Source organism: Streptomyces sp. NPDC085900 (assembly GCF_044540925.1).
GTDB lineage: Bacteria > Actinomycetota > Actinomycetes > Streptomycetales > Streptomycetaceae > Streptomyces > Streptomyces gilvifuscus.
Genome location: NZ_JBITSP010000011.1, coordinates 222,046 through 240,913 on the forward strand (window position 1 = coordinate 222,046; position 18,868 = coordinate 240,913).

General features: G+C 72.5%; 18 protein-coding genes. 15 read left to right on the forward strand and 3 right to left on the reverse strand.

All coding sequences use genetic code 11. From position 1 onward, the window contains the following. Nucleotides 1-104: 104 nt before the first annotated feature. The 12 genes from fbaA (at nt 105) to ACIGDI_RS32925 (ending at nt 13,064) form a co-directional block, all read left to right on the forward strand. On the forward strand, nt 105-1,127 hold the full coding sequence (gene fbaA, locus ACIGDI_RS32870; RefSeq protein WP_399904330.1) for a class II fructose-bisphosphate aldolase: 1,023 nt from the start codon (nt 105-107) through the stop codon (nt 1,125-1,127). A 69-nt stretch (nt 1,128-1,196) separates the two neighbouring features. Further along, nucleotides 1,197-2,663 (forward strand): MFS transporter, encoded by a 1,467-nt coding sequence (locus ACIGDI_RS32875; protein WP_399904333.1) that lies wholly within the window; start codon nt 1,197-1,199, stop codon nt 2,661-2,663. Between the two features lie 49 nt (nt 2,664-2,712). Further along, complete coding sequence (locus ACIGDI_RS32880) at nt 2,713-3,126, forward strand: DUF3151 domain-containing protein (RefSeq protein WP_058924140.1); 414 nt, start codon at nt 2,713-2,715, stop codon at nt 3,124-3,126. Between the two features lie 149 nt (nt 3,127-3,275). After that, entirely contained in the window at nt 3,276-4,115 is an 840-nt protein-coding gene (locus ACIGDI_RS32885) for a tryptophan 2,3-dioxygenase family protein (protein ID WP_399904336.1), read from the forward strand. Next, the gene (gene kynU / locus ACIGDI_RS32890) at nt 4,108-5,295 is read left to right on the forward strand and encodes a kynureninase (protein WP_399904339.1); all 1,188 of its coding nucleotides are present in this window, start codon (nt 4,108-4,110) and stop codon (nt 5,293-5,295) included. The genes ACIGDI_RS32885 and kynU overlap by 8 nt, the downstream gene beginning before the upstream one ends. A 213-nt stretch (nt 5,296-5,508) precedes the next feature. Beyond that, complete coding sequence (locus ACIGDI_RS32895) at nt 5,509-6,408, forward strand: alpha/beta hydrolase (RefSeq protein WP_399904342.1); 900 nt, start codon at nt 5,509-5,511, stop codon at nt 6,406-6,408. 173 nt (nt 6,409-6,581) lie between these two features. Then, nucleotides 6,582-7,661: an alpha/beta hydrolase gene (locus ACIGDI_RS32900; protein WP_399904345.1), complete on the forward strand. Its 1,080-nt coding sequence runs from the start codon at nt 6,582-6,584 to the stop codon at nt 7,659-7,661. After that, nucleotides 7,654-8,868: an acyltransferase gene (locus ACIGDI_RS32905; RefSeq protein WP_399904348.1), complete on the forward strand. Its 1,215-nt coding sequence runs from the start codon at nt 7,654-7,656 to the stop codon at nt 8,866-8,868. Before ACIGDI_RS32900 ends, ACIGDI_RS32905 begins: the two co-directional genes overlap by 8 nt. Beyond that, nucleotides 8,861-10,246, forward strand: a complete 1,386-nt coding sequence (locus tag ACIGDI_RS32910; RefSeq protein WP_399904351.1) for a histidine kinase — start codon at nt 8,861-8,863, stop codon at nt 10,244-10,246. Before ACIGDI_RS32905 ends, ACIGDI_RS32910 begins: the two co-directional genes overlap by 8 nt. Then, nucleotides 10,243-10,917: a response regulator gene (locus tag ACIGDI_RS32915; RefSeq protein WP_399904354.1), complete on the forward strand. Its 675-nt coding sequence runs from the start codon at nt 10,243-10,245 to the stop codon at nt 10,915-10,917. Before ACIGDI_RS32910 ends, ACIGDI_RS32915 begins: the two co-directional genes overlap by 4 nt. Nucleotides 10,918-11,019: 102 nt before the next feature. Continuing rightward, a complete protein-coding gene (locus ACIGDI_RS32920) occupies nt 11,020-12,402 on the forward strand; it encodes a sensor histidine kinase (protein ID WP_399904357.1) in 1,383 nt (460 codons plus the stop codon). Further along, complete coding sequence (locus ACIGDI_RS32925; RefSeq protein ID WP_200704367.1) at nt 12,399-13,064, forward strand: response regulator transcription factor; 666 nt, start codon at nt 12,399-12,401, stop codon at nt 13,062-13,064. Before ACIGDI_RS32920 ends, ACIGDI_RS32925 begins: the two co-directional genes overlap by 4 nt. Here ACIGDI_RS32925 and ACIGDI_RS32930 read toward each other — a convergent pair. Then, the gene (locus ACIGDI_RS32930) at nt 13,061-13,495 is read right to left on the reverse strand and encodes an SRPBCC domain-containing protein (protein ID WP_399904360.1); all 435 of its coding nucleotides are present in this window, start codon (nt 13,493-13,495) and stop codon (nt 13,061-13,063) included. The genes ACIGDI_RS32925 and ACIGDI_RS32930 overlap by 4 nt on opposite strands. 98 nt (nt 13,496-13,593) lie before the next feature. Between ACIGDI_RS32930 and ACIGDI_RS32935 the strand changes: the two genes are divergently transcribed. Both ACIGDI_RS32935 and ACIGDI_RS32940 read left to right on the forward strand, forming a co-directional pair. Next, a complete protein-coding gene (locus ACIGDI_RS32935) occupies nt 13,594-14,316 on the forward strand; it encodes a TetR/AcrR family transcriptional regulator (protein ID WP_399904363.1) in 723 nt (240 codons plus the stop codon). A 145-nt stretch (nt 14,317-14,461) separates the two neighbouring features. After that, a complete protein-coding gene (locus ACIGDI_RS32940; protein WP_399904366.1) occupies nt 14,462-15,664 on the forward strand; it encodes a cytochrome P450 in 1,203 nt (400 codons plus the stop codon). 8 nt (nt 15,665-15,672) lie between these two features. Here ACIGDI_RS32940 and ACIGDI_RS32945 read toward each other — a convergent pair whose 3' ends face one another. Then, nucleotides 15,673-17,241 carry an ABC transporter permease gene (locus ACIGDI_RS32945; protein ID WP_399904368.1) on the reverse strand — a complete coding sequence of 523 codons (1,569 nt, stop codon included), beginning with the start codon at nt 17,239-17,241 and terminating at the stop codon, nt 15,673-15,675. Further along, entirely contained in the window at nt 17,238-18,137 is a 900-nt protein-coding gene (locus tag ACIGDI_RS32950; RefSeq protein WP_399904371.1) for an ATP-binding cassette domain-containing protein, read from the reverse strand. The genes ACIGDI_RS32945 and ACIGDI_RS32950 overlap by 4 nt, the downstream gene beginning before the upstream one ends. A gap of 74 nt (nt 18,138-18,211) precedes the next feature. Between ACIGDI_RS32950 and ACIGDI_RS32955 the strand changes: the two genes are divergently transcribed. Beyond that, nucleotides 18,212-18,709: a GbsR/MarR family transcriptional regulator gene (locus ACIGDI_RS32955; RefSeq protein ID WP_399904374.1), complete on the forward strand. Its 498-nt coding sequence runs from the start codon at nt 18,212-18,214 to the stop codon at nt 18,707-18,709. Nucleotides 18,710-18,868 lie beyond the last annotated feature (159 nt).

The window sequence follows — 18,868 nt, forward strand, 5'->3', positions numbered from 1 at the left end:
CTGCCACGTCTGCGAAGATGTGGCCGACGACGATGTCACCCCCAGGTTCTAGGTCAGGGCCGTAGTACGCAGAACGCCAACCCGCACATACAAGGAGCGGACAGATGCCCATCGCAACTCCCGAGGTCTACAACGAGATGCTGGACCGGGCGAAGGCAGGCAAGTTCGCCTACCCGGCCATCAACGTGACCTCGACCCAGACCCTGCACGCGGCCCTGCGCGGTTTCGCGGAGGCGGAGAGCGACGGCATCGTCCAGATCTCGACCGGTGGTGCCGAGTTCCTGGGCGGTCAGTACAGCAAGGACATGGTGACCGGCTCGGTCGCCCTCGCCGAGTTCGCGCACATCGTCGCCGAGAAGTACCCGGTCAACGTGGCCCTGCACACGGACCACTGCCCGAAGGACAAGCTCGACGGGTACGTACGTCCGCTGCTCGCGGTCTCCGAGGAGCGCGTGAAGGCGGGCCGCAACCCGTTGTTCCAGTCGCACATGTGGGACGGCTCGGCGGAGACCCTCGCCGACAACCTCGCCATCGCGCAGGAGCTGCTGGCCCGCGCCGCGGCCGCGAAGATCATCCTCGAGGTCGAGATCACGCCGACCGGTGGCGAGGAGGACGGCGTCTCGCACGAGATCAACGACTCCCTGTACACCACGGTCGACGACGCGATCCGCACCGCCGAGGCCCTGGGCCTGGGCGAGAAGGGCCGCTACCTGCTGGCCGCGTCCTTCGGCAACGTCCACGGCGTTTACAAGCCGGGCAACGTCGTGCTCCGTCCCGAGCTGCTGAAGGAGCTGAGCGACGGCGTCGCCGCCAAGTTCGGCAAGCAGTCCCCGTTCGACTTCGTCTTCCACGGCGGTTCCGGCTCCACCGAGCAGGAGATCGCCACCGCGCTGGACAACGGCGTCGTGAAGATGAACCTCGACACCGACACCCAGTACGCCTTCACCCGCCCGGTCGCCGACCACATGTTCCGGAACTACGACGGCGTCCTGAAGGTCGACGGCGAGGTCGGCTCCAAGAAGACCTACGACCCGCGCACCTGGGGCAAGCTGGCCGAGGCGTCCATGGCGGCCCGTGTCGTCGAGGCCACGCAGAACCTGCGCTCGGCGGGCAACAAGATCAAGTAAGCGGTCCTTCGCCGCATGTTTTCCGGCGGCCCGGTGCTACGGCACCGGGCCGCCTGTATACCTGAGGCCATGCGCGATGTCCGGCTGGCCTCATCGCAGGGCAAGTGGATCCTGCTCACCACCGTCCTCGGCTCCAGCATGGCCATGCTGGACTCGACCGTCGTCAACGTCGCCCTGCCGCGCATCGGCCAGGACCTCGACGCGAACCTCGCCGCCCTGCAGTGGACCGTCAACGCGTACATGCTGACGCTGGCCGGGCTGATCCTGCTCGGCGGTTCGCTCGGCGACCACTACGGCCGCCGCAAGGTCTTCGTGGTGGGCGTGGTGTGGTTCGCCGCCGCGTCCCTGCTGTGCGGGATCGCCCCGACGTCCGGAGTGCTCATCGCGGCCCGGGCCCTGCAGGGCGTCGGCGGGGCGCTGCTGACGCCCGGCTCGCTGGCCCTGATCCAGGCGTCCTTCCACCCCGACGACCGGGGGCGGGCGGTAGGCCTGTGGTCCGGCTTCGGCGGGATCGGCGCGGCGGTGGGCCCGTTCCTGGGCGGCTGGCTGGTGGACGGTCCCGGCTGGCGCTGGGTGTTCCTGCTCAACGTCCCCCTCGCCCTGCTGTGCGCGCCGATCGCCCTGCGGCACGTCCCGGAGTCGAGGGACGGCCGCTCCCACGGCCGCTTCGACGTGCTGGGCGCGGTCCTCGGCGCGCTGACGCTCGGCCTGCTGACGTACGCGCTGATCGAGGCCCGCCAGGGTTCCTTGGTGGTCGTCCTCACGGCGGTCGCCGGCCTCGCGTCGGGCGTCGCCTTCGTGTACGTCGAGAAGTACAGCCCGGATCCGATGATGCCGCTGGACATCTTCGCCTCCCGCCAGTTCACGGCCGTCAACCTGGTCACCCTGTGCGTGTACGCGGCCTTCGGCGGCTTCTTCTTCCTCACCGCGCTCCAGCTCCAGGTCGCCGTGGGCTGGTCCCCCCTCGCCGCCGGCACCGCGCTGCTGCCGACGACCGCCATGATGCTGCTGTTCTCGGCCCGCTCCGGCGCCCTCGCGGACCGCATCGGACCGCGCATCCCGCTGACGGTGGGGCCACTGCTGTGCGCCGCCGGCATGCTGCTGATGCTGCGGGTCGGCCCCGGCGCGTCCTACGTCGCCGACGTCCTGCCCGCCCTCCTCGTCCTGGGCACCGGCATGGTCACCCTGGTCGCCCCGCTGACCGCGACCGTCCTCGCCTCCGTCGACACCGCGCGGGCGGGCCTGGCCAGCGGCGTCAACAACGCGGCGGCCCGCGCGGCCGGCCTGATCGCGGTGGCCGCGCTGCCGCTGCTCGCCGGGATGGGCCCGGAGGCGTACCGCTCCCCGGCCGCCTTCGACGACGCCTTCGACCGGGCGATGCTGCTGTGCGCGGGCGTCCTGGTGGTCGGATCGGTGGTCGCCTTCGCGACGGTACGCTCCCTGCCCCCGGACTGCCGCCGCCCGGAATGCCGCCACCACGGCTCGATCACGACACCGCCCCTGGAGGGGGAACGGGCGGGCAGGCGGATCGCCTAGGGGCGGGGGGAGGGAGCGGTCGGCTTCGGCAAGGGCGACACTGGTGCACATGTCGATTCACGAGAACCTTCTCGGGGGCCCGCCCCCGACCCACCTGCCCGACGACCCCGAGCCCCGCGAGCTCCTGGCGGGCGGCACCCCGCCCGCGGACGTCGCCGCCAAGTACCCCACCTCCTCGCTGGCCTGGGCCCAGCTGGCCGACGAGGCGTTCGAGCGGGGCAGCGTCGTGGAGTCGTACGCCTATGCCCGTACGGGCTACCACCGGGGCCTGGACGCCCTGCGCCGCAGCGGCTGGAAGGGCCACGGCCCGGTCCCGTGGGAGCACGAGCCGAACCGCGGCTTCCTGCGCGCCCTGCACGCCCTCGCCCGCGCCGCCGGAGCCATCGGTGAGCAGGAGGAGCACGAGCGCTGCACGCAGTTCCTGAAGGACTCCTCGCCGACGGCCGCCCAGACCCTGGGCTGACCGTCGCCTCCGGGCCCGCCCGTCCGGTGTGACGAGGCGGGCCTTGCGATGCGGGGGGTCATTGCAAAGAATGCGGGTGGGGACCGGGGCCCCCGTGTCGGTAACGGCAGGGGCGGACCGCTACCCGGAGAACATCACAGGAGACAGCGATGTCCCACGAGGCTCATGAGGCCGAGGAGCCCGAGACCCCGCATCTCGACTTCGCCGGCACGACGCCGTACGAGGACTACGTCAAGGCGGACGTGCTCACCCACCTCCAGCACACCCTCTCCGACGACCCCGGAGAGATGGTCTTCCTGGTCACGACCCAGGTCATGGAGCTGTGGTTCACCGTCATCGTCCACGAGTGGGAGACCGCGGCCGACGCGCTGCGCTCCGACGACGTGCCGACCGCTATCGCCGCGCTGAAGCGTTCCGTACGGGAACTGGAGGCGCTGAACGCCTCCTGGAAGCCGCTGGGGCAGCTGACCCCGGCCCAGTTCAACTCGTACCGCTCCGCCCTCGGCGACGGCTCCGGCTTCCAGTCGGCGATGTACCGGCGCATGGAGTTCCTGCTCGGTGACAAGTCCGCGTCCATGCTGGTCCCGCACCGCGGCGCGCCCCGTGTCCACGCCGAGCTGGAGAAGGCGCTGGCCGAGCCGAGCCTCTACGACGAGGTGCTGCGGCTGATGGCGCGGCGCGGCTGCGCGATCCCGGCGTCCGTCCTGCGCCGTGACGTCTCTCTGCGCTACGAGGCGAACGACGCCGTCGAGGCCGCCTGGACCGCCGTCTACGCGGGCGACGAGAACGCCGAACTCGCCCGGCTCGGCGAGGCGTTGACCGATGTCGCGGAACTGGTGTGGCGCTGGCGCAACGACCATCTCGTCGCCACCCGCAGGGCCATGGGCGCCAAGCCCGGCACGGGCGGCTCCGCCGGGGTGGCCTGGCTGGAGAAGCGCGCGCGCAAGAACGTGTTCCCCGAGCTGTGGACGGCGCGCTCTCATGTCTGAACTGGCCTCGCGCGCAATGGAGTTGGACTCCGCCGACGAACTGGCCGGGCTGCGCGGGCGGTTCGTGCTGGACGACGTGGTCTACCTGGACGGCAACTCGCTCGGCGCCCTGCCGGCGAACGTCCCCGGCCGGGTCGAGGACGTCGTACGACGGCAGTGGGGCGAGCTGCGCATCCGGTCCTGGGACGAGAGCGGCTGGTGGACGGCGCCCGAGCGGATCGGCGACCGGATAGCCCCGCTGGTCGGGGCGGCGGCCGGGCAGATCGTGGTGGGCGACTCCACGAGCGTCAACGTCTTCAAGGCGCTGGTCGCCGCCGTGCGGATGGCGGGCGAGGGGCGCGACGAGATCCTCGTCGACGCCACCACCTTCCCCACGGACGGCTACATCGCCGAGTCCGCGGCCCGGATGACGGGCCGCACGCTGCGCCCGGTGACGCCGGCCGAGGTGGGTTCGGCGCTGTCCGGCCGTACCGCAGCCGTCCTGCTCAACCACGTCGACTACCGCACCGGCCGGCTGTACGACCTGCCCTCGCTCACCGCCGCGGTCCACGCGGCGGGCGCGATCGCGGTCTGGGACCTGTGCCACAGCGCGGGCGCGCTGCCGGTCGGCCTGGACGAGCACGGGGTCGACCTGGCCGTCGGCTGCACCTACAAGTACCTCAACGGCGGCCCGGGCTCCCCGGCGTACCTGTACGTCCGACGTGATCTGCAGGACCGTTTCGACTCGCCGCTGCCCGGCTGGAACTCCCACGCGGAGCCCTTCGGAATGCGGCCCGGCTACGAACCGGCGTCCGGTGCCGTGCGCGGCCGGGTCGGTACGCCGGACATCCTGTCCATGCTGGCCCTGGAGGCGGCGCTGGAGGTCTGGGACGGGGTGTCGGTCGAGGCGGTGCGGGCGAAGTCCCTGGCGCTGACGGACTTCTTCCTGGAGTGCGTGGACGCGTACACCCCGGCCGGCCGCGTGGACTCCGTGACACCGGCCGCCCACGCGGAGCGCGGCAGCCAGGTCGCGCTGCGCTGTGACGACGCCGGTGACGTGATGAAACGGCTCGTCGAGCGGGGAGTGGTCGGGGACTTCCGGCACCCGGACGTCCTGCGCTTCGGCTTCACGCCGTTGTACGTCGGTTTCGCGGACGTCGAGCGGGCGGCCCGGGTGCTGGGGGAGACGGTCGCGGGGTAGCTTGCGGCGCTTTCGGGGGATGTGGGCCGGGGGGTGTGTGACGCCGCCCGGCCCCGTTGCGTCTGCCGAACCGTTTTCCCCTCACCCAGCGTGACATCCACGTGTCCGCGCACGTCACCGGCCTGGTACCGTCCCCGCCAACGGCCGCATTCCCATCTGGGACGCTTTCCCGCCCGGTCCGTCAAAACAGTTACGCCGCTGAGAGGTTGGAGCATGCCGGACGACGCCGCAGCAGCCCGGGCCGCCGCCGAGGAGGAGTCGGCCTTCTCGCACCCGGCGGTCGACCCCGACTCCACCGCCGCCTACGGCGACCACCCCGACCAGGTGATCGACTTCTACGCCCCGCGCGGCGAGACGGTCCCCGGCGCCGGGCTCGTCCCGCTGGTCGTCGTCCTGCACGGCGGTGCCTGGCGGGCACCGTACGACCGCAAGCACATCTCGCCGTTCGCGGACTTCCTGGCGCGGCGCGGGTTCGCCGTGGCCAGCGTGGAGTACCGGCGGGGTGCGGTGCTTCCGGGACAGGGCGGCGAGGGAGCCGCCGGCGGTCCCGTCGCGGGCCGCTGGCCGGACACCTTCGACGACGTGGCCGCGGCGCTGGACGCACTGCCCGCGCTCGCCCGCGAGGCGCTTCCGCAGGCCGACCCGCGGCGCATGGTGATCACCGGGCACTCGGCGGGCGGCCACCTCGCCCTCTGGGCGGCGGCCCGGCATGTCCTGCCGGCCGACGCGCCCTGGCGCACCGGCGGCCCCGCACCCCTGCGCGGTGTGGTCGCGCTCGCCCCGATCGCCGACCTCGAGGTCTCCGACAAGCTGGAGGTCTGCGGCGGGGCCGTACGGCAACTCCTGGGCGGCGACGAGAAGTTCGCCGAGCGCCGCCCCTACGCCGACCCGGCGCTGCTGCTGCCCACCGGCATCGCGACCGCCCTCGTCCAGGGCCGCACGGACATCGTCGTCCCGCACGCGGTCGCCGAGTCCTACGCCGACGCGGCGGCCAAGTCCGGCGAGATGGTGGGCCTCACGCTCCTGGAGGACGTCGGCCACTTCCCCCTGATCGACCCCGCGGCGGACGCCTGCGCGGTGGTGGCGGAGGAGATCGCTCAACTGGCCTGGTGACACGCGCTGAACAGGCCTTTCGCCCTGTTCTCGGGGTGTCCCCTACATACCCGTAGTACCTGAGAGCTACCCCGCACATGGGCTCTTCAGCGTGACGCGGACGACGCCGTCGTCTCCGTAACTTCCCCTCCAGACAAGCCCGATGACCGGGCGGTGGGGAAGGGAGACGCGTCATGGGGCGGGAGACGGGGGCCGGGGCGACGGTGTCCGCACGAGGTGTGCGGACATCCGAGCCGCCCGGGGCGGCACGGTCGAGCGAGCACGAAACCCCGCGGCCTCCGCGCCGCCGCAGGCACCGTGGGCGCCGTACCGCGCTGGCCGTCCTCGTCGCCGCCGCCGTGGTCCTGCCCCTCACCGGTGCCACCAGGCCGGGCATCCCCGCCCCGCCCCCCGCCTCCCTGGCGCCCCTCACGCCCTCCACCCTCGACGCGGCCTACGCGGCCAACCGTGCCGACGCCGCCGAGGCGTCCCGCATGGCCGCCGCCCACGGCGACTCCACCCGCGCCGCCGCCGACCACGCCATGGCCGGCCCCGCCCGCCGGCTCCTCGCCTTCGACGGCAGAGGCGAGGGCCGGGCCACGGAGGTGTTCGGCGACCTCGCGCGCGCCTCCCGCGTGGCCGTGCTGGTCCCGGGCTCCGACACCTCCCTCGACACCTGGGCCCGCTTCCGCGCCACCGCCGTCGCCCTCCGCCAACGCCTGCTGCGCGAGGCCCCGCACGGCACCGGCACGGCCGTCGTGGCCTGGCTCGGCTACACCACCCCCGCCACGGTCAGCACGACCGTCCTCACCACGGCACGCGCCGACCGGGCCGCCCCGCGCCTGCGCGACTTCCTCGCCGAACTGCACACCCTGACCCGCCCGCACGCGAGCGTCTCCCTGCTCTGCCACTCCTACGGCACGGTCGTCTGCGGCCGCTCGGCCGCCCGGCTCTCCGGCCTCGGCGTGAGCGACATCGTCCTCGTCGGCAGCCCCGGCACCGGCGTCGACTCGGCCGCGGACCTGCACACCCGCGCCCGCGTCTGGGCGGCCCGCGGCAGCGACGACTGGATCGCCGAGGTCCCGCACGTCCGCACCGACTTCTTCGGCACGACCGTCGGCTTCGGCACCGATCCCGTCTCCCCGGCCTTCGGCGCCCGCGTCTTCGCGGCGGGCGGTGGCGGCCACAGCGACTACTTCCGGCCGGGCTCGGTCTCCCTGGCCAACCTCGCCAGGATCGTCCTCGGCGAGACGGGGGAGGTGTCCCATGCGTGAGCCCACCCCGCACGGCACCTGGGAGGGCATACGGCGCGCCGCCCACCGGGTCGACGCCGCCACCCCCGCCGACCGGGACCGGGCCGTGGACGCCCTGCGCGCCTTCGCGATCCTCGGCGTGGTCCTGGGCCACTGGCTGGTCACCGCCCCGGTGGCGGACGGCGGCAACCTGCACACCGCCAGCCCGCTGCAGCACATGCCCCGGCTGGCCCCGATCTCCTGGGCCTTCCAGACCCTCGCCGTGTTCTTCCTGGTCGGCGGCCACGTGGCGACCCGCGGCTACACCGCGGCCCGGGCCAGGGGCGTGCCGTACCGGACCTGGCTGGCGACCCGGCTGTCCCGCCTGTTCAAACCGGTCGCCGCCGTCCTCGCCCTGTGGACGGTCGTCACCGTCGCACTTCTTTCCTCCGGCACCGACTACTCCACGGTCCGCACCCTCGTGAAACTGGCCCTCTCCCCGCTCTGGTTCCTCGTCGTCTTCGCCGCGCTGACGGCGGCGACTCCGCTCGTCACCCGGCTCAACCCGCTGTGGCCGCTGGCCGTCGTCCTCCACGTGGACCTTCTCCGCTTCGGCCTCGGCGCCCCGCAGAGCCTGGGCTGGGTGAACCTGGCGGCCGGCTGGCTGGTGCCGTACACCCTGGGCGCGGCCTGGGCCCGTGGTGAGCTGGACCGTGCCCGCGCCGGCTGGGTGCTGCTCCTCGGCGGGGCCGCGGCGACGGCCGGGCTGGTGCTGTGGGCGGGCTACCCGGCCTCGATGGTCGGCGTCCCCGGCGCGTCCGTGTCCAACCTGGACCCGCCCACGCTGGCCGCCGTCACCTTCGGCCTGACCCAGTGCGGCCTGGCCCTGCTCCTGCGCGACCGGCTGCGCCGTACGATGCGCCGCCCCCTCGTCTGGGCGGCGGTCGCCCTGGTGAACCTCTCCGCCATGACGATCTTCCTCTGGCACCAGACCGCCATGATGGCGATCACCGCCACCGGCCTCCTCGCGGGCCGCCTGCCCGGCCTGCACACGCGCCCCGACGACCTCGTCTGGGTGGCCTGCCGCCTGACCTGGCTGCCGGTCTTCGCCCTGGCCCTGACGGTCTGCTGGACGGCGTTCCGCACCTACGAACACGGCCGTCCGGCCGAGGGCGGCCGCTCGCGGGTGCTCCGGACCGGGCACGCACCGGCCGATCGGCCGAGGACGGCGGGGCCGCGCCGTGTCTAGGGTGGTCCGCGTGACGGGGACGGGGCCGGGCATCCGGCGGGTGCTGGGGGAGCGGGTGCCGCGCTGGCCGCGGGTGCTGCGCGAGGACCTGTGGACCGTGCGGGCCGACCCGCTGCCACGCTTCTCGCGGCTGCGCCGGGTGCCGCACGCGGTGCTGTGCCTGGCCGCGTTCGGTGTCGCGCTCGGCGCCGTGGCACAGCTGAGGGACAACGGGCATCTGGGCAACGGGACCGCCTTCCCGCTCGCGCTCGCGCAGGGCGGCGCGGTGGTCCTCGCCCTCAGGCGGCCGATCCCGGCGTGGTGGCTGTCCACGGGCGCCACCCTCGTCGGCGCCGTCCTGCTGCACGGCCGGCTGGGCATGAGACCGGCGATGCCGTTCACCTGGCCCTGGACCACGGCCGGGATTGTCGCGCAGACGCTCGTGATGCTGCTGCTCGCCCTGCGCGTCCCCACCCGTGTCTCCGCCGAGGCTCTGGCCCTGACCGCCCTGGTCACCTATGCCCTCGAGGGCGTGTGGGGCGCCCCGTACTACCAGGAGACCGGGGTCGTCGCCGTCGCCCTGTCGGCGATCGTGTGGGCGCTCGGCAGCGCACTGCGCGGCCGTCGCGAGGCCCGGGCGGAGCTCGGCCGGCAGGCCACGATGGCCGCGGAGGAGCGGGCGCGGCGCACACTGCTCGAGGAGCGCAGCCGTATCGCGCGCGAGCTGCACGACGTGGTCGCCCACCACATGTCCGTCATCTCCATCCAGGCCCAGGTCGCCCCGCACCTCGTGCAGGATCCGCCCGCGGAGCTGCGGGAGAACCTGGAGGGCATCCGGCACAACGCGCTGGAGGCGCTGACCGAGCTGCGCCGGGTGCTGGGCGTGCTGCGCTCGGAGGACGGCGACACCGACGCCCTCGACCGGGCCGGCACCGACCCGCACAGCCCCCAGCCCACCCTGGACCGGCTCGACGCGCTGGTGGAGAACACCCGGGCGGCCGGGCTGAGCGTGACCACGCGGATCGTCGGCGAGCGGCGGCCGCTGCCGTCCGGCGTGGAGCTGTCGGCGTACCGGATCGTGCAGGAGGCGCTGAGCAACGTGCTGCGCCACGCGCCCGGCGCGACGGCGAGCGTCGAGATCGCCTACGTGCCCTACGGCCTGCGGGTGGAGGTCCTCAACTCGCCTTCGAGCAGACCCGTCTCCGAGTCGCCGGGCGCCGGGCACGGGCTGCTCGGCATGCGGGAGCGGGCCGGGATGCTGGGCGGTCACCTCCTGGCGGGCCCCCGGCCGGGCGGCGGCTACCAGATCTCCGCGTTCCTCCCGGTCACCCCGCACGCCGAGGCCGCGGGACCCGTCGCCGCCGATGACATCTCCGACGTGAAGGACCACACCGCATGACGAGCAGCCCGATCCGCGTACTGATCGCCGACGACCAGCAGATGGTCCGGCAGGGCTTCACCGTGCTGCTCAACACCCAGCCCGACATCGACGTCGTCGGGCAGGCGGTGGACGGCTCGGACGCCGTGGCCAAGGTCGCCGAAATCGCCCCGGACGTCGTCCTGATGGACATCCGCATGCCCGAGCTGAACGGCATCGAGGCGACCCGCCGGATCGCCGTCGAGCTGCCGCACATCAAGGTGCTGGTGCTCACCACCTTCGACCTCGACGAGTACGTGTACGAGGCGCTGCGGGCGGGCGCCTCGGGGTTCCTGCTGAAGGACGCCTCGGCGGACAAGCTGGCCGAGGCGGTCCGCGTGGTGGCGGCCGGCGACGCGCTGCTCGCGCCCGGCATCACCCGTCGGCTGATCGCCGAGTTCTCCCGCCTGGGCGACCGGCCCCGGGCCCCGCTGAAGGTGCGCGTCGGCGATCTCACCGAGCGGGAGACGGAGGTCCTCGCGCTGATCGCGCAGGGCCTGTCGAACGCGGAGATCGCCGAGCGGCTGGTCGTCGCGGAGCAGACCGTGAAGACGCATGTGGGCCGCATCCTGGTGAAGCTGGGGCTCAGGGACCGGACGCAGGCGGCGGTGTTCGCGTACGAGTCGGGACTGGTCAGGCCGTCCGGCTACTGACGGCCGCGCCCGCGCCCCGTACCCGTAGTACTTCAGGTGGATGCCGAAGGACCGTTCTCACAGGGGACGACCCCGCACCGGGCCTGCGCCTACGGTTTCCATGTGACCGAGAAGACCCAGAGGCAGCCGGAGCCGACGAGGCTGATGGAGCCGTCGGACGCCGCGTACGAGCCGTACAAGCCGCGCAGCCCGGAGTTCCGTGCCGCCATGGACGCGCTGCAAGGCCTGCGGCAGGACCTGTTCCACGACGCCTTCGCCTACCGTCCGCTGCCCCGGATGAGCGTCGACGGCCCGCTCACCCGGCGGATGAAGGGCCGGATGCGGGAGTACGCGGCCTGGCGGGCGCACGCCGTGATCGTCGCGCTCGGGCTGTTCGCGATGCTGATCGCCTCGAACAGCGCCATGATCGGCGCGGGTGACAACTTCGTCCTCGGCCTGCTCGCGCTGGTCCCGGTTCTGCTGACCATGGTGCGGCCGGTCGGCGCGTTCTGGCTGTCGATGGCCGCGACCCCCCTCGCCGGCGTGATCGGCGGCGGCTGGGACGCCGAGTGGCCGTGGCTGCCCGGGAGCTTCGCCTGTCACCTGTTCGTCCTCACCATCGTGGCCGTCCGCACCCGGCCGCGCACCGCGGCGTGGATGTGGGCGCTGACGGCGGTGTACGGCCTCGTGGTGGAGAACTTCTTCGGCTGGGGGCACTCCGGCTTCGGTACGAACTCCGTCCCGATGGTGTTCTTCGCGGCCCTGGCCCTCCTCGCCGTCACCGTGTGGCACATCCGCCGCGAGGCCCGCCAGGAGGTGACCGCGCAGCAGACGGTGACCGCGCACGAGCGTTCCCGGCGCACCCTGCTGGAGGAGCGCACGACCATCGCCCGCGAGCTGCACGACGTGGTCGCGCACCACATGTCGGTCGTCGCCATTCAGGCGGAGGCCGCGCCCTACCGGGTGGAGAACCCGCCGCCGGAGCTGGAGAAGGCGTTCGCCACGATCCGGGAGAACGCGGTGGCGGCCCTGACCGAGCTGCGCCGCGTGCTGGGCGTGGTCCGCGCCGAGGACTACGAGGCGCCGGACGCCCCGCAGCCCACGCTCGCCGACCTGGACGCGCTGCTCGCCAACGTCCGCGAGACGGGCCTGCGCGTGGACAGCACGACGACCGGGGCGATACGCGAACTCCCGCAGGGCGTCGAGCTGTCGGCGTACCGGATCGTCCAGGAGGCGCTGAGCAACACCCTGCGCCACGCGCCGGGCGCCGCGGCCAAGGTGGAGGTGTCCTACGTCCTCGGCGGTCTCGGCCTGCGCATAGTCAACGGCCCGCCTCCGGAGCCGTCGGCGGTGAAACCGTCGCCCGGTGCCGGCCACGGCATCACGGGCATGCGCGAACGCGTCACCATGCTCGACGGCGAGATGACGGCCGGTCGCACGGACGAGGGCGGTTACGAGGTGACCGTGTTCCTGCCGGTCGCCGGGGTGCGAGAGGGAGAGGCATGACGATCCGCGTCCTGATCGCGGACGACCAGATGATGGTGCGCGAAGGCTTCTCGGTGCTCCTCAACGCGATGCCGGACATCGAGGTCGTCGGCGAGGCGGTCAACGGCCGCGAGGCGGTCGACCGCGTCCGTGAGCTCACGCCCGACGTCGTCCTGATGGACATTCGCATGCCCGAGATGAACGGCATCGAGGCGACCCGGGAGATCGTGGCGGCCAACAGCACGTCGAAGGTCCTGGTGCTGACCACCTTCGACCTCGACGAGTACGTCTACCAGGCGCTGCGCGCCGGCGCCTCGGGCTTCCTCCTCAAGGACGCCTCGGCCCGCCAACTGGCCGACGGCGTCCGGGTGGTGGCGTCCGGCGAGGCCCTCCTCGCCCCCACGGTCACCAAACGCCTGATCACGGAGTTCTCCAAGCTCTCCCAGGCCCCGCGCGTCATGCAGTCCGCCCATCAGGCCTACGGCGACCTCACCGACCGCGAGACCGAGGTCCTGGTCCTCATCGCCCAGGGCCTGTCCAACGCCGAGATCGCCGAGCGCCTGGTGGTCGCCGAGTCGACGATCAAGACTCATGTCAGCAGGATTCTGGTGAAGCTGGGACTGCGGGACCGGACGCAGGCGGCGGTGTTCGCGTACGAGGCGCGGTTGGTGACGCCGGGTTAGTCGAGCCGGTCGAGTACGGCGGGCAGGCCCTTGGCGAGCATTTTGGTGCGGACGCTGCCGAGGATCCTCGCCATGAGGAAGCCTCCGGCGCCGCTGAAGCCGGTGTGGTCGTAGGTGAAGCGGGTGCCGTCGGCGTGCGGTGCGAGGCGGTAGGCGACCTCGGTCACCTCACCGCCGCCCTCGTCCTGCCACGAGTACCGCAGCAGCGACGGCTCCCGGACCTCGAGCACCTCGCACACCACGACACCGCTCCAGCCGGGTTTCGGCCTGGCGACGAACCGGAACCGCGTGCCCGGCACGGTGGCGAACCCCTCCGGCCGCGCGCCCGCCCCGGTGGCCGTCCACTGCGGGACCAGCTCGGGATCGGTGACCGCCCGCCAGACCTTCGAGGGCGGATGCGGGTAGTCACGGACGATGTGAATGGCGCTCATGGAGGCTCCTCGGTGACGAATCCCAGCCAGTAATTACAGTCACTGAAAAATTACTGTAGCAGTAAAAAAATAGGGGGCGGGACCTTTAAGCTCCAGCCATGAGCACGCGCACTGTGGACTGGACGGCGTTGCGCCGCCGGGAGGAGGAGCCGGCCGGGGCGGGACTGCGGGAGCGCAAGAAACGGCAGCTGCGCCAGCGGCTGTCGGACACGGCCACCGAGATGTTCCTGGAGCGGGGCTTCGACGCGGTACGGGTGGCCGAGATCGCCGAGGCCTGCGGGGTGTCGGAGAAGACGGTCTTCAACCACTTCCCGACGAAGGAGTCACTGGTCCTGGATCTGGGGGAGACCACCCTCGACTCCCTGCGGACCGTTCTGTCCGACCCGGACCTGTCGCCGGTCGAGGCCGTACTGGAGATCCTCTCCGCCGAACTGGCCGCCATCACCTCCTGGCTGGCCGCGCAGGAGGATCCGGCGGAGGCGAAGGCGGCCCTGTTGCGCTTCGCCGCCCTCACCAGATCCACCCCGTCCCTCCGCGCCTACCACCACGACATGGCGGACCGGCAGGTCGCCGTCGCCACCGAGATCCTGGTCCACCGCACGGGCGCGGCCCCGGACGCCCCCGAACCCCGGATCGCCGCGGCAGCGCTGCTGGCCCTGTGGCCGCTGCAGTTCCAGTCGCTGCACCGCCACTTGGACCGCACGAAGACGCCGGAGCAGCTGTACGACGCGGTGAACGGCGACGTCCGCCGCGCGGCCCGCCTGCTCGACACGGGCCTGGGCTCACTCGAAACCGCCCACCGCAGGCAGCTCCCGCGCTGAAGATGTTCGGTCGGTAGCCGGTTCCCACCACACGTACCCCGCCCGCGCCACCCTCACCTTCCCCGCCCCGGCCTTCGCCGCCCTCGTCGATCACCTGAAGGAACACCCCTGGTCAGGGCCCGGCGCGTCGGGTTAGCGTCCCCGCATGGCTGTCTTCGATCCGTGGGACGCGGCGTTTCTCGCCGACCCCTACCCCGCCTATGCCGAGCTGCGTGCCAAGGGGCGCGTGCACTACTTCGAGGCCACCGACCAGTGGCTGGTGCCGCACCACGCGGACGTCTCGGCGCTGCTGCGGGAGCGCCGGCTCGGGCGGACGTATCTGCACCGGTTCGACCACGAGGACTTCGGACGTACCGCGCCGCCGCCCGAGCACGAGCCGTTCCACACGCTCAACGACCACGGCATGCTCGACCTGGAGCCGCCGGACCACACCAGGATCCGGCGACTGGTGTCGAAGGCGTTCACGCCGAGGACCGTCGATCGGCTGAAGCCCTATGTCAGCGCGCTCGCCGGGGAGCTCGTGGACCGGCTCGTCGAGAGCGGCGGCGGTGATCTCCTCACGGACGTCGCCGAGCCGCTCCCCGTCGCCGTCATCGCCGAGATGCTGGGCATCCCGGAGGCGGACCGGGCCCCGCTCAGGCCCTGGTCGGCGGACATCTGCGGGATGTACGAGCTGAACCCGTCCGAGGAGACGGCCCACAAGGCCGTACAGGCCTCCGTGGAGTTCTCGGACTACCTGCGCGAGCTCATCGCCGAGCGGCGCAAGGAGCCCGGCGACGACCTCATCTCCGGGCTCATCGCCGCCCACGACGAGGGTGACCGGCTGACCGAGCAGGAGATGATCTCCACGGCCGTGCTGCTGCTCAACGCCGGGCACGAGGCGACCGTCAACGCCACCGTCAACGGCTGGTACGCCCTCTTCCGCAACCCGGCGCAACTGGCCGCCCTGCGCGCCGACCACTCGCTCGTCCCCACCGCCGTGGAAGAGCTCATGCGCTACGACACCCCGCTGCAGCTCTTCGAGCGCTGGGTGCTGGACGACATCGAGATCGACGGCACCGTCATCCCCAGGGGGGCCGAGATCGCCATGCTCTTCGGGTCGGCCAACCACGACCCGGAGGTCTTCGAGGACCCCGAGCGGCTCGATCTGACCCGCGCTGACAACCCCCACATCTCGTTCTCCGCAGGCATCCACTACTGCATCGGCGCCCCGCTCGCGCGCATCGAACTGGCCGCCTCCATGACGGCCCTGCTGGAGAAGGCGCCCACGCTGAGCCTCGCTCAGGAGCCGCGGCGGAAGCCGAACTTCGTGATCCGGGGACTGGAGGGACTCGGCGTCGTCCTCTGAGGTGTCGCTCAGGTCGTCAGGCCCCGGCGCCGCAGTCCCGTCAGGCCCGTGGCGACCAGCGCCACGGCCAGTACCAGCAGCACCAGTACCGGCCCCCACTCCATCCCCCCGCCGGGCAGCTTCGGCAGATGTCCGAAAGGGGACAGGTCCAGCACCGCCTGGGGCGCGTCCAGAGCGGGGCCGACCCAGCCGATGAGCAGCACGGCGCCCGCCACTCCCCACGCCGCCGTCGCCGCCCGGGGCAGCACCCCGTACAGCAGCACCGCCAGCCCGCCGATCACCCACACCGCGGGGAGCTGCACCAGGCAGGCCCCCAGGATCGGCCCGGCCTCCTTGCCGTAGCCGACGACGAAGCCGAGGCCGGTCACGAGCATCAGCAGGACCGAGCCGCCGAAGGCGATGACCAGGTGGCCGGTGGCCCAGCGCAGCCGGCCCACGGGGTTCGCCAGCACCGGTTCGGCACGGCCGGAGGTCTCCTCGCCGTACAGGCGCAGCACGCTGCCGACGATGTACAGCGCGGCGACCAGGCCCATCATGCCGACCATCGCGGCCAGGAAGGCGTCGGTCAGCGCGCTCTGGCCGCCCATCCGCTCGAAGATCCTCCGCGCGTTCTCGTTGTCGCCGACGATGTCGGCCACGCCGTCCGTGAGGCCGCCGTAGACGACTCCCACGATGAAGAAGGCGAGCGACCAGCCCAGGACGCTGCCCCGCTGCAGCCGCCAGGCCAGCGCGCCGGCCGTGCCCAGGCGGCCGACCGACGGTCCGGGCCGGGTGGGCAGGAAGCTCATGCCGATGTCCCGGCGCCCCGCGAGCCCGTAGGCGACGGCCGCCTGGAGCGCGATCGCCGCGGCGAAGAGCAGCAGCACCCACCAGCGTTCGCCGGCGTACGCGCGCAGGTTCTCCAGCCAGCCCAGCGGGGACAGCCACGTCCACGCCGAGGAGCCGTCGGTCGTCGCGGAGTCGCCCGCCGCGCGCAGCACGAAGGCCGTCCCGAGCACGCCCGCGGTCAGGCCGCGCGCCAGCCGTGCGCTCTCCGTCAGTTGGGCGACGATCGCCGCGGCCGTCGCGAAGACCATGCCGACGGCCGCCAGCCCGAGCCCGAAGGCCAGCGCGCCCACGGCTCCCTGGCCCGCCAGACCGGCCACGACCAGCAGGGCCAGCACGGCGTTCGCCACCGCCGCCGCGAGCAGGGCCGCGGTCAGGGAGGCCCGGCGGCCCACCGCGCCGGAGGAGAGGAGTTCCTGACGCCCGCTCTCCTCCTCGTCGCGGGTGTGGCGTACGACGACCAGCAGGCTGGTGATCGCGGCGAGCAGCGCGGCGTAGACGCCGACGCGCCAGGCCGTCAGGGCGCCGACGGAGTCGTCGAAGACGGGGCCGATCAGGGCGCGGAAGGAGGCGTTGGTGGCGACCTGGTGGATGAGGTCGGCGCGTTCGGCCGGGGTGCCGTAGAGGGTCCTCAGCGTGTTCGGCATGGAGAGGACCATCAGGGTGTTGACCGCCACCCACACCGGGATCATCAGCCGATCGCGGCGCAGGTTGAAGCGCAGGAGGATCCGGGTGCCCACGAGGGACGTCATCGCGCCGCCACCTCTTCGTCCTGGTAGTGGCGCAGGAACAGCTCCTCCAGCGTGGGCGGCGTGGAGGTCAGCGAGCGAACGCCGGACTCGCTCAACTGCTTGAGTACGGCGTCGAGTTTGTCGGTGTCGACCTGCAGCCGCACCCGCCGGCCCTGCACGTCGAGGTCGTGGACGCCCGGCAGGCGCGACAACCCGTTGGGGGCGCCGGCCAGTTCGGCGGTCACGCTGGTCCGGGTCAGATGGCGCAGGTCGGCCAGCGAACCGCTCTCCACGGTCCGGCCCTTGCGGATGATGCTCACCCGGTCGCAGAGTTCCTCGACCTCGCTGAGGATGTGCGACGACAGCAGGATGGTCCGGCCCCTGGCCCGCTCCTCCTCCACGCAGCGCTGGAAGACCTCCTCCATCAGGGGGTCCAGGCCCGAGGTCGGCTCGTCCAGGATCAGCAGGTCCACGTCCGAGGCGAAAGCGGCGACCAGGGCGACCTTCTGGCGGTTGCCCTTGGAGTAGGTGCGGCCCTTCTTGGTGGGGTCCAGTTCGAAGCGCTCGATCAGGTCGGCGCGGCGGGTCGCGTCGAGTCCGCCGCGCAGGCGGCCGTAGAGGTCGATCACCTCGCCGCCCGACAGGTTGCGCCACAGGGTCACGTCCCCGGGGACGTACGCGATCCGGCGGTGCACCTCCACCGCGTCCTTCCACGGGTCGCGGCCCAGCACCTGGGCGGCGCCGGAGTCGGCGCGCAGCAGGCCGAGCAGGACGCGGATGGTGGTGGACTTGCCGGAGCCGTTCGGGCCGAGGAAGCCGTGCACCTCGCCGGTCTCCACGTCGAGGTCCAGACCGTCCAGGGCGTGGGTCCGGCCGAAGGACTTGTGGAGTCCGGCGACCGTGATGGCCTTCGTCATGCTTCAGAACGTACGCTTCTTTCAGAAATTTGTGAAGATAAGGAAGTGTGTGAAGCCCGGTTAGGGTGGTGTCCATGACTGACGAGGCGGGGCGGGACCAGGAAGCGGTCTCGAAGTTCGTGGAGAGCTTCGCGGCACAGCTCGTCGAGGCCGGGATGCAGCGCATGCCCGCGCGGATCTTCGCCGCGCTCCTCTCCTCCGACGAGGGGGCGATGACCTCGGCCGAGCTGGGCGAACAGCTGCGGATCAGCCCGGCCGCGGTCTCCGGCGGGGTGCGGTACCTGGCCCAGCAGCACATGGTGTCCCGCGAGCGCGAGCCCGGCTCGCGGCGGGAGCGCTACCGGGTGCACAGCAACCAGTGGTACGAGGCGCTGACCAACCGCGAAGCCGTCATCAAACGCTGGGAGGGCGCCCTGCGGGAAGGCGTCGGCAGCCTCGGCGCCGACACCCCGGCGGGCCGCCGCATGGCCGAGACGCTCGCCTTCTTCGAGTTCGTCGACGACGAGATCGCGGCCATGATGGAACGCTGGCGGGTCCACCGAGAGGAACTCTTCGGAGGCGCCGAGTCCTAGGGCGCCAAGCGCCCCAGGAGCCTCGTCACCGCCCCGGCAGGGTGAGCCCCCAGGCGCCCTGGGAGCCTCGCCACTGCCCTGGCAGCGTGAGCCCGAAAGCGCCCCGGGAGCCTCCTCACAGCCTCGGCAGCGTGAGCCCCCGAGCGCCCCGGGAGCCTC

What these genes read in the sequence shown, in the direction of transcription:
- ACIGDI_RS32900 (WP_399904345.1), top strand. Translation starts at nt 6,582, where the DNA reads ATGGGGCGGGAGACGGGGGCCGGGGCGACGGTGTCCGCACGAGGTGTG.
- ACIGDI_RS32945 (WP_399904368.1), bottom strand. Translation starts at nt 17,241, where the DNA reads ATGACGTCCCTCGTGGGCACCCGGATCCTCCTGCGCTTCAACCTGCGC.
- ACIGDI_RS32935 (WP_399904363.1), top strand. Translation starts at nt 13,594, where the DNA reads ATGAGCACGCGCACTGTGGACTGGACGGCGTTGCGCCGCCGGGAGGAG.
- ACIGDI_RS32955 (WP_399904374.1), top strand. Translation starts at nt 18,212, where the DNA reads ATGACTGACGAGGCGGGGCGGGACCAGGAAGCGGTCTCGAAGTTCGTG.
- ACIGDI_RS32880 (WP_058924140.1), top strand. Translation starts at nt 2,713, where the DNA reads ATGTCGATTCACGAGAACCTTCTCGGGGGCCCGCCCCCGACCCACCTG.
- ACIGDI_RS32940 (WP_399904366.1), top strand. Translation starts at nt 14,462, where the DNA reads ATGGCTGTCTTCGATCCGTGGGACGCGGCGTTTCTCGCCGACCCCTAC.
- ACIGDI_RS32915 (WP_399904354.1), top strand. Translation starts at nt 10,243, where the DNA reads ATGACGAGCAGCCCGATCCGCGTACTGATCGCCGACGACCAGCAGATG.
- ACIGDI_RS32885 (WP_399904336.1), top strand. Translation starts at nt 3,276, where the DNA reads ATGTCCCACGAGGCTCATGAGGCCGAGGAGCCCGAGACCCCGCATCTC.
- ACIGDI_RS32895 (WP_399904342.1), top strand. Translation starts at nt 5,509, where the DNA reads ATGCCGGACGACGCCGCAGCAGCCCGGGCCGCCGCCGAGGAGGAGTCG.
- ACIGDI_RS32875 (WP_399904333.1), top strand. Translation starts at nt 1,197, where the DNA reads ATGCGCGATGTCCGGCTGGCCTCATCGCAGGGCAAGTGGATCCTGCTC.
- ACIGDI_RS32905 (WP_399904348.1), top strand. Translation starts at nt 7,654, where the DNA reads ATGCGTGAGCCCACCCCGCACGGCACCTGGGAGGGCATACGGCGCGCC.
- fbaA (WP_399904330.1), top strand. Translation starts at nt 105, where the DNA reads ATGCCCATCGCAACTCCCGAGGTCTACAACGAGATGCTGGACCGGGCG.
- ACIGDI_RS32930 (WP_399904360.1), bottom strand. Translation starts at nt 13,495, where the DNA reads ATGAGCGCCATTCACATCGTCCGTGACTACCCGCATCCGCCCTCGAAG.
- ACIGDI_RS32925 (WP_200704367.1), top strand. Translation starts at nt 12,399, where the DNA reads ATGACGATCCGCGTCCTGATCGCGGACGACCAGATGATGGTGCGCGAA.
- ACIGDI_RS32950 (WP_399904371.1), bottom strand. Translation starts at nt 18,137, where the DNA reads ATGACGAAGGCCATCACGGTCGCCGGACTCCACAAGTCCTTCGGCCGG.
- kynU (WP_399904339.1), top strand. Translation starts at nt 4,108, where the DNA reads ATGTCTGAACTGGCCTCGCGCGCAATGGAGTTGGACTCCGCCGACGAA.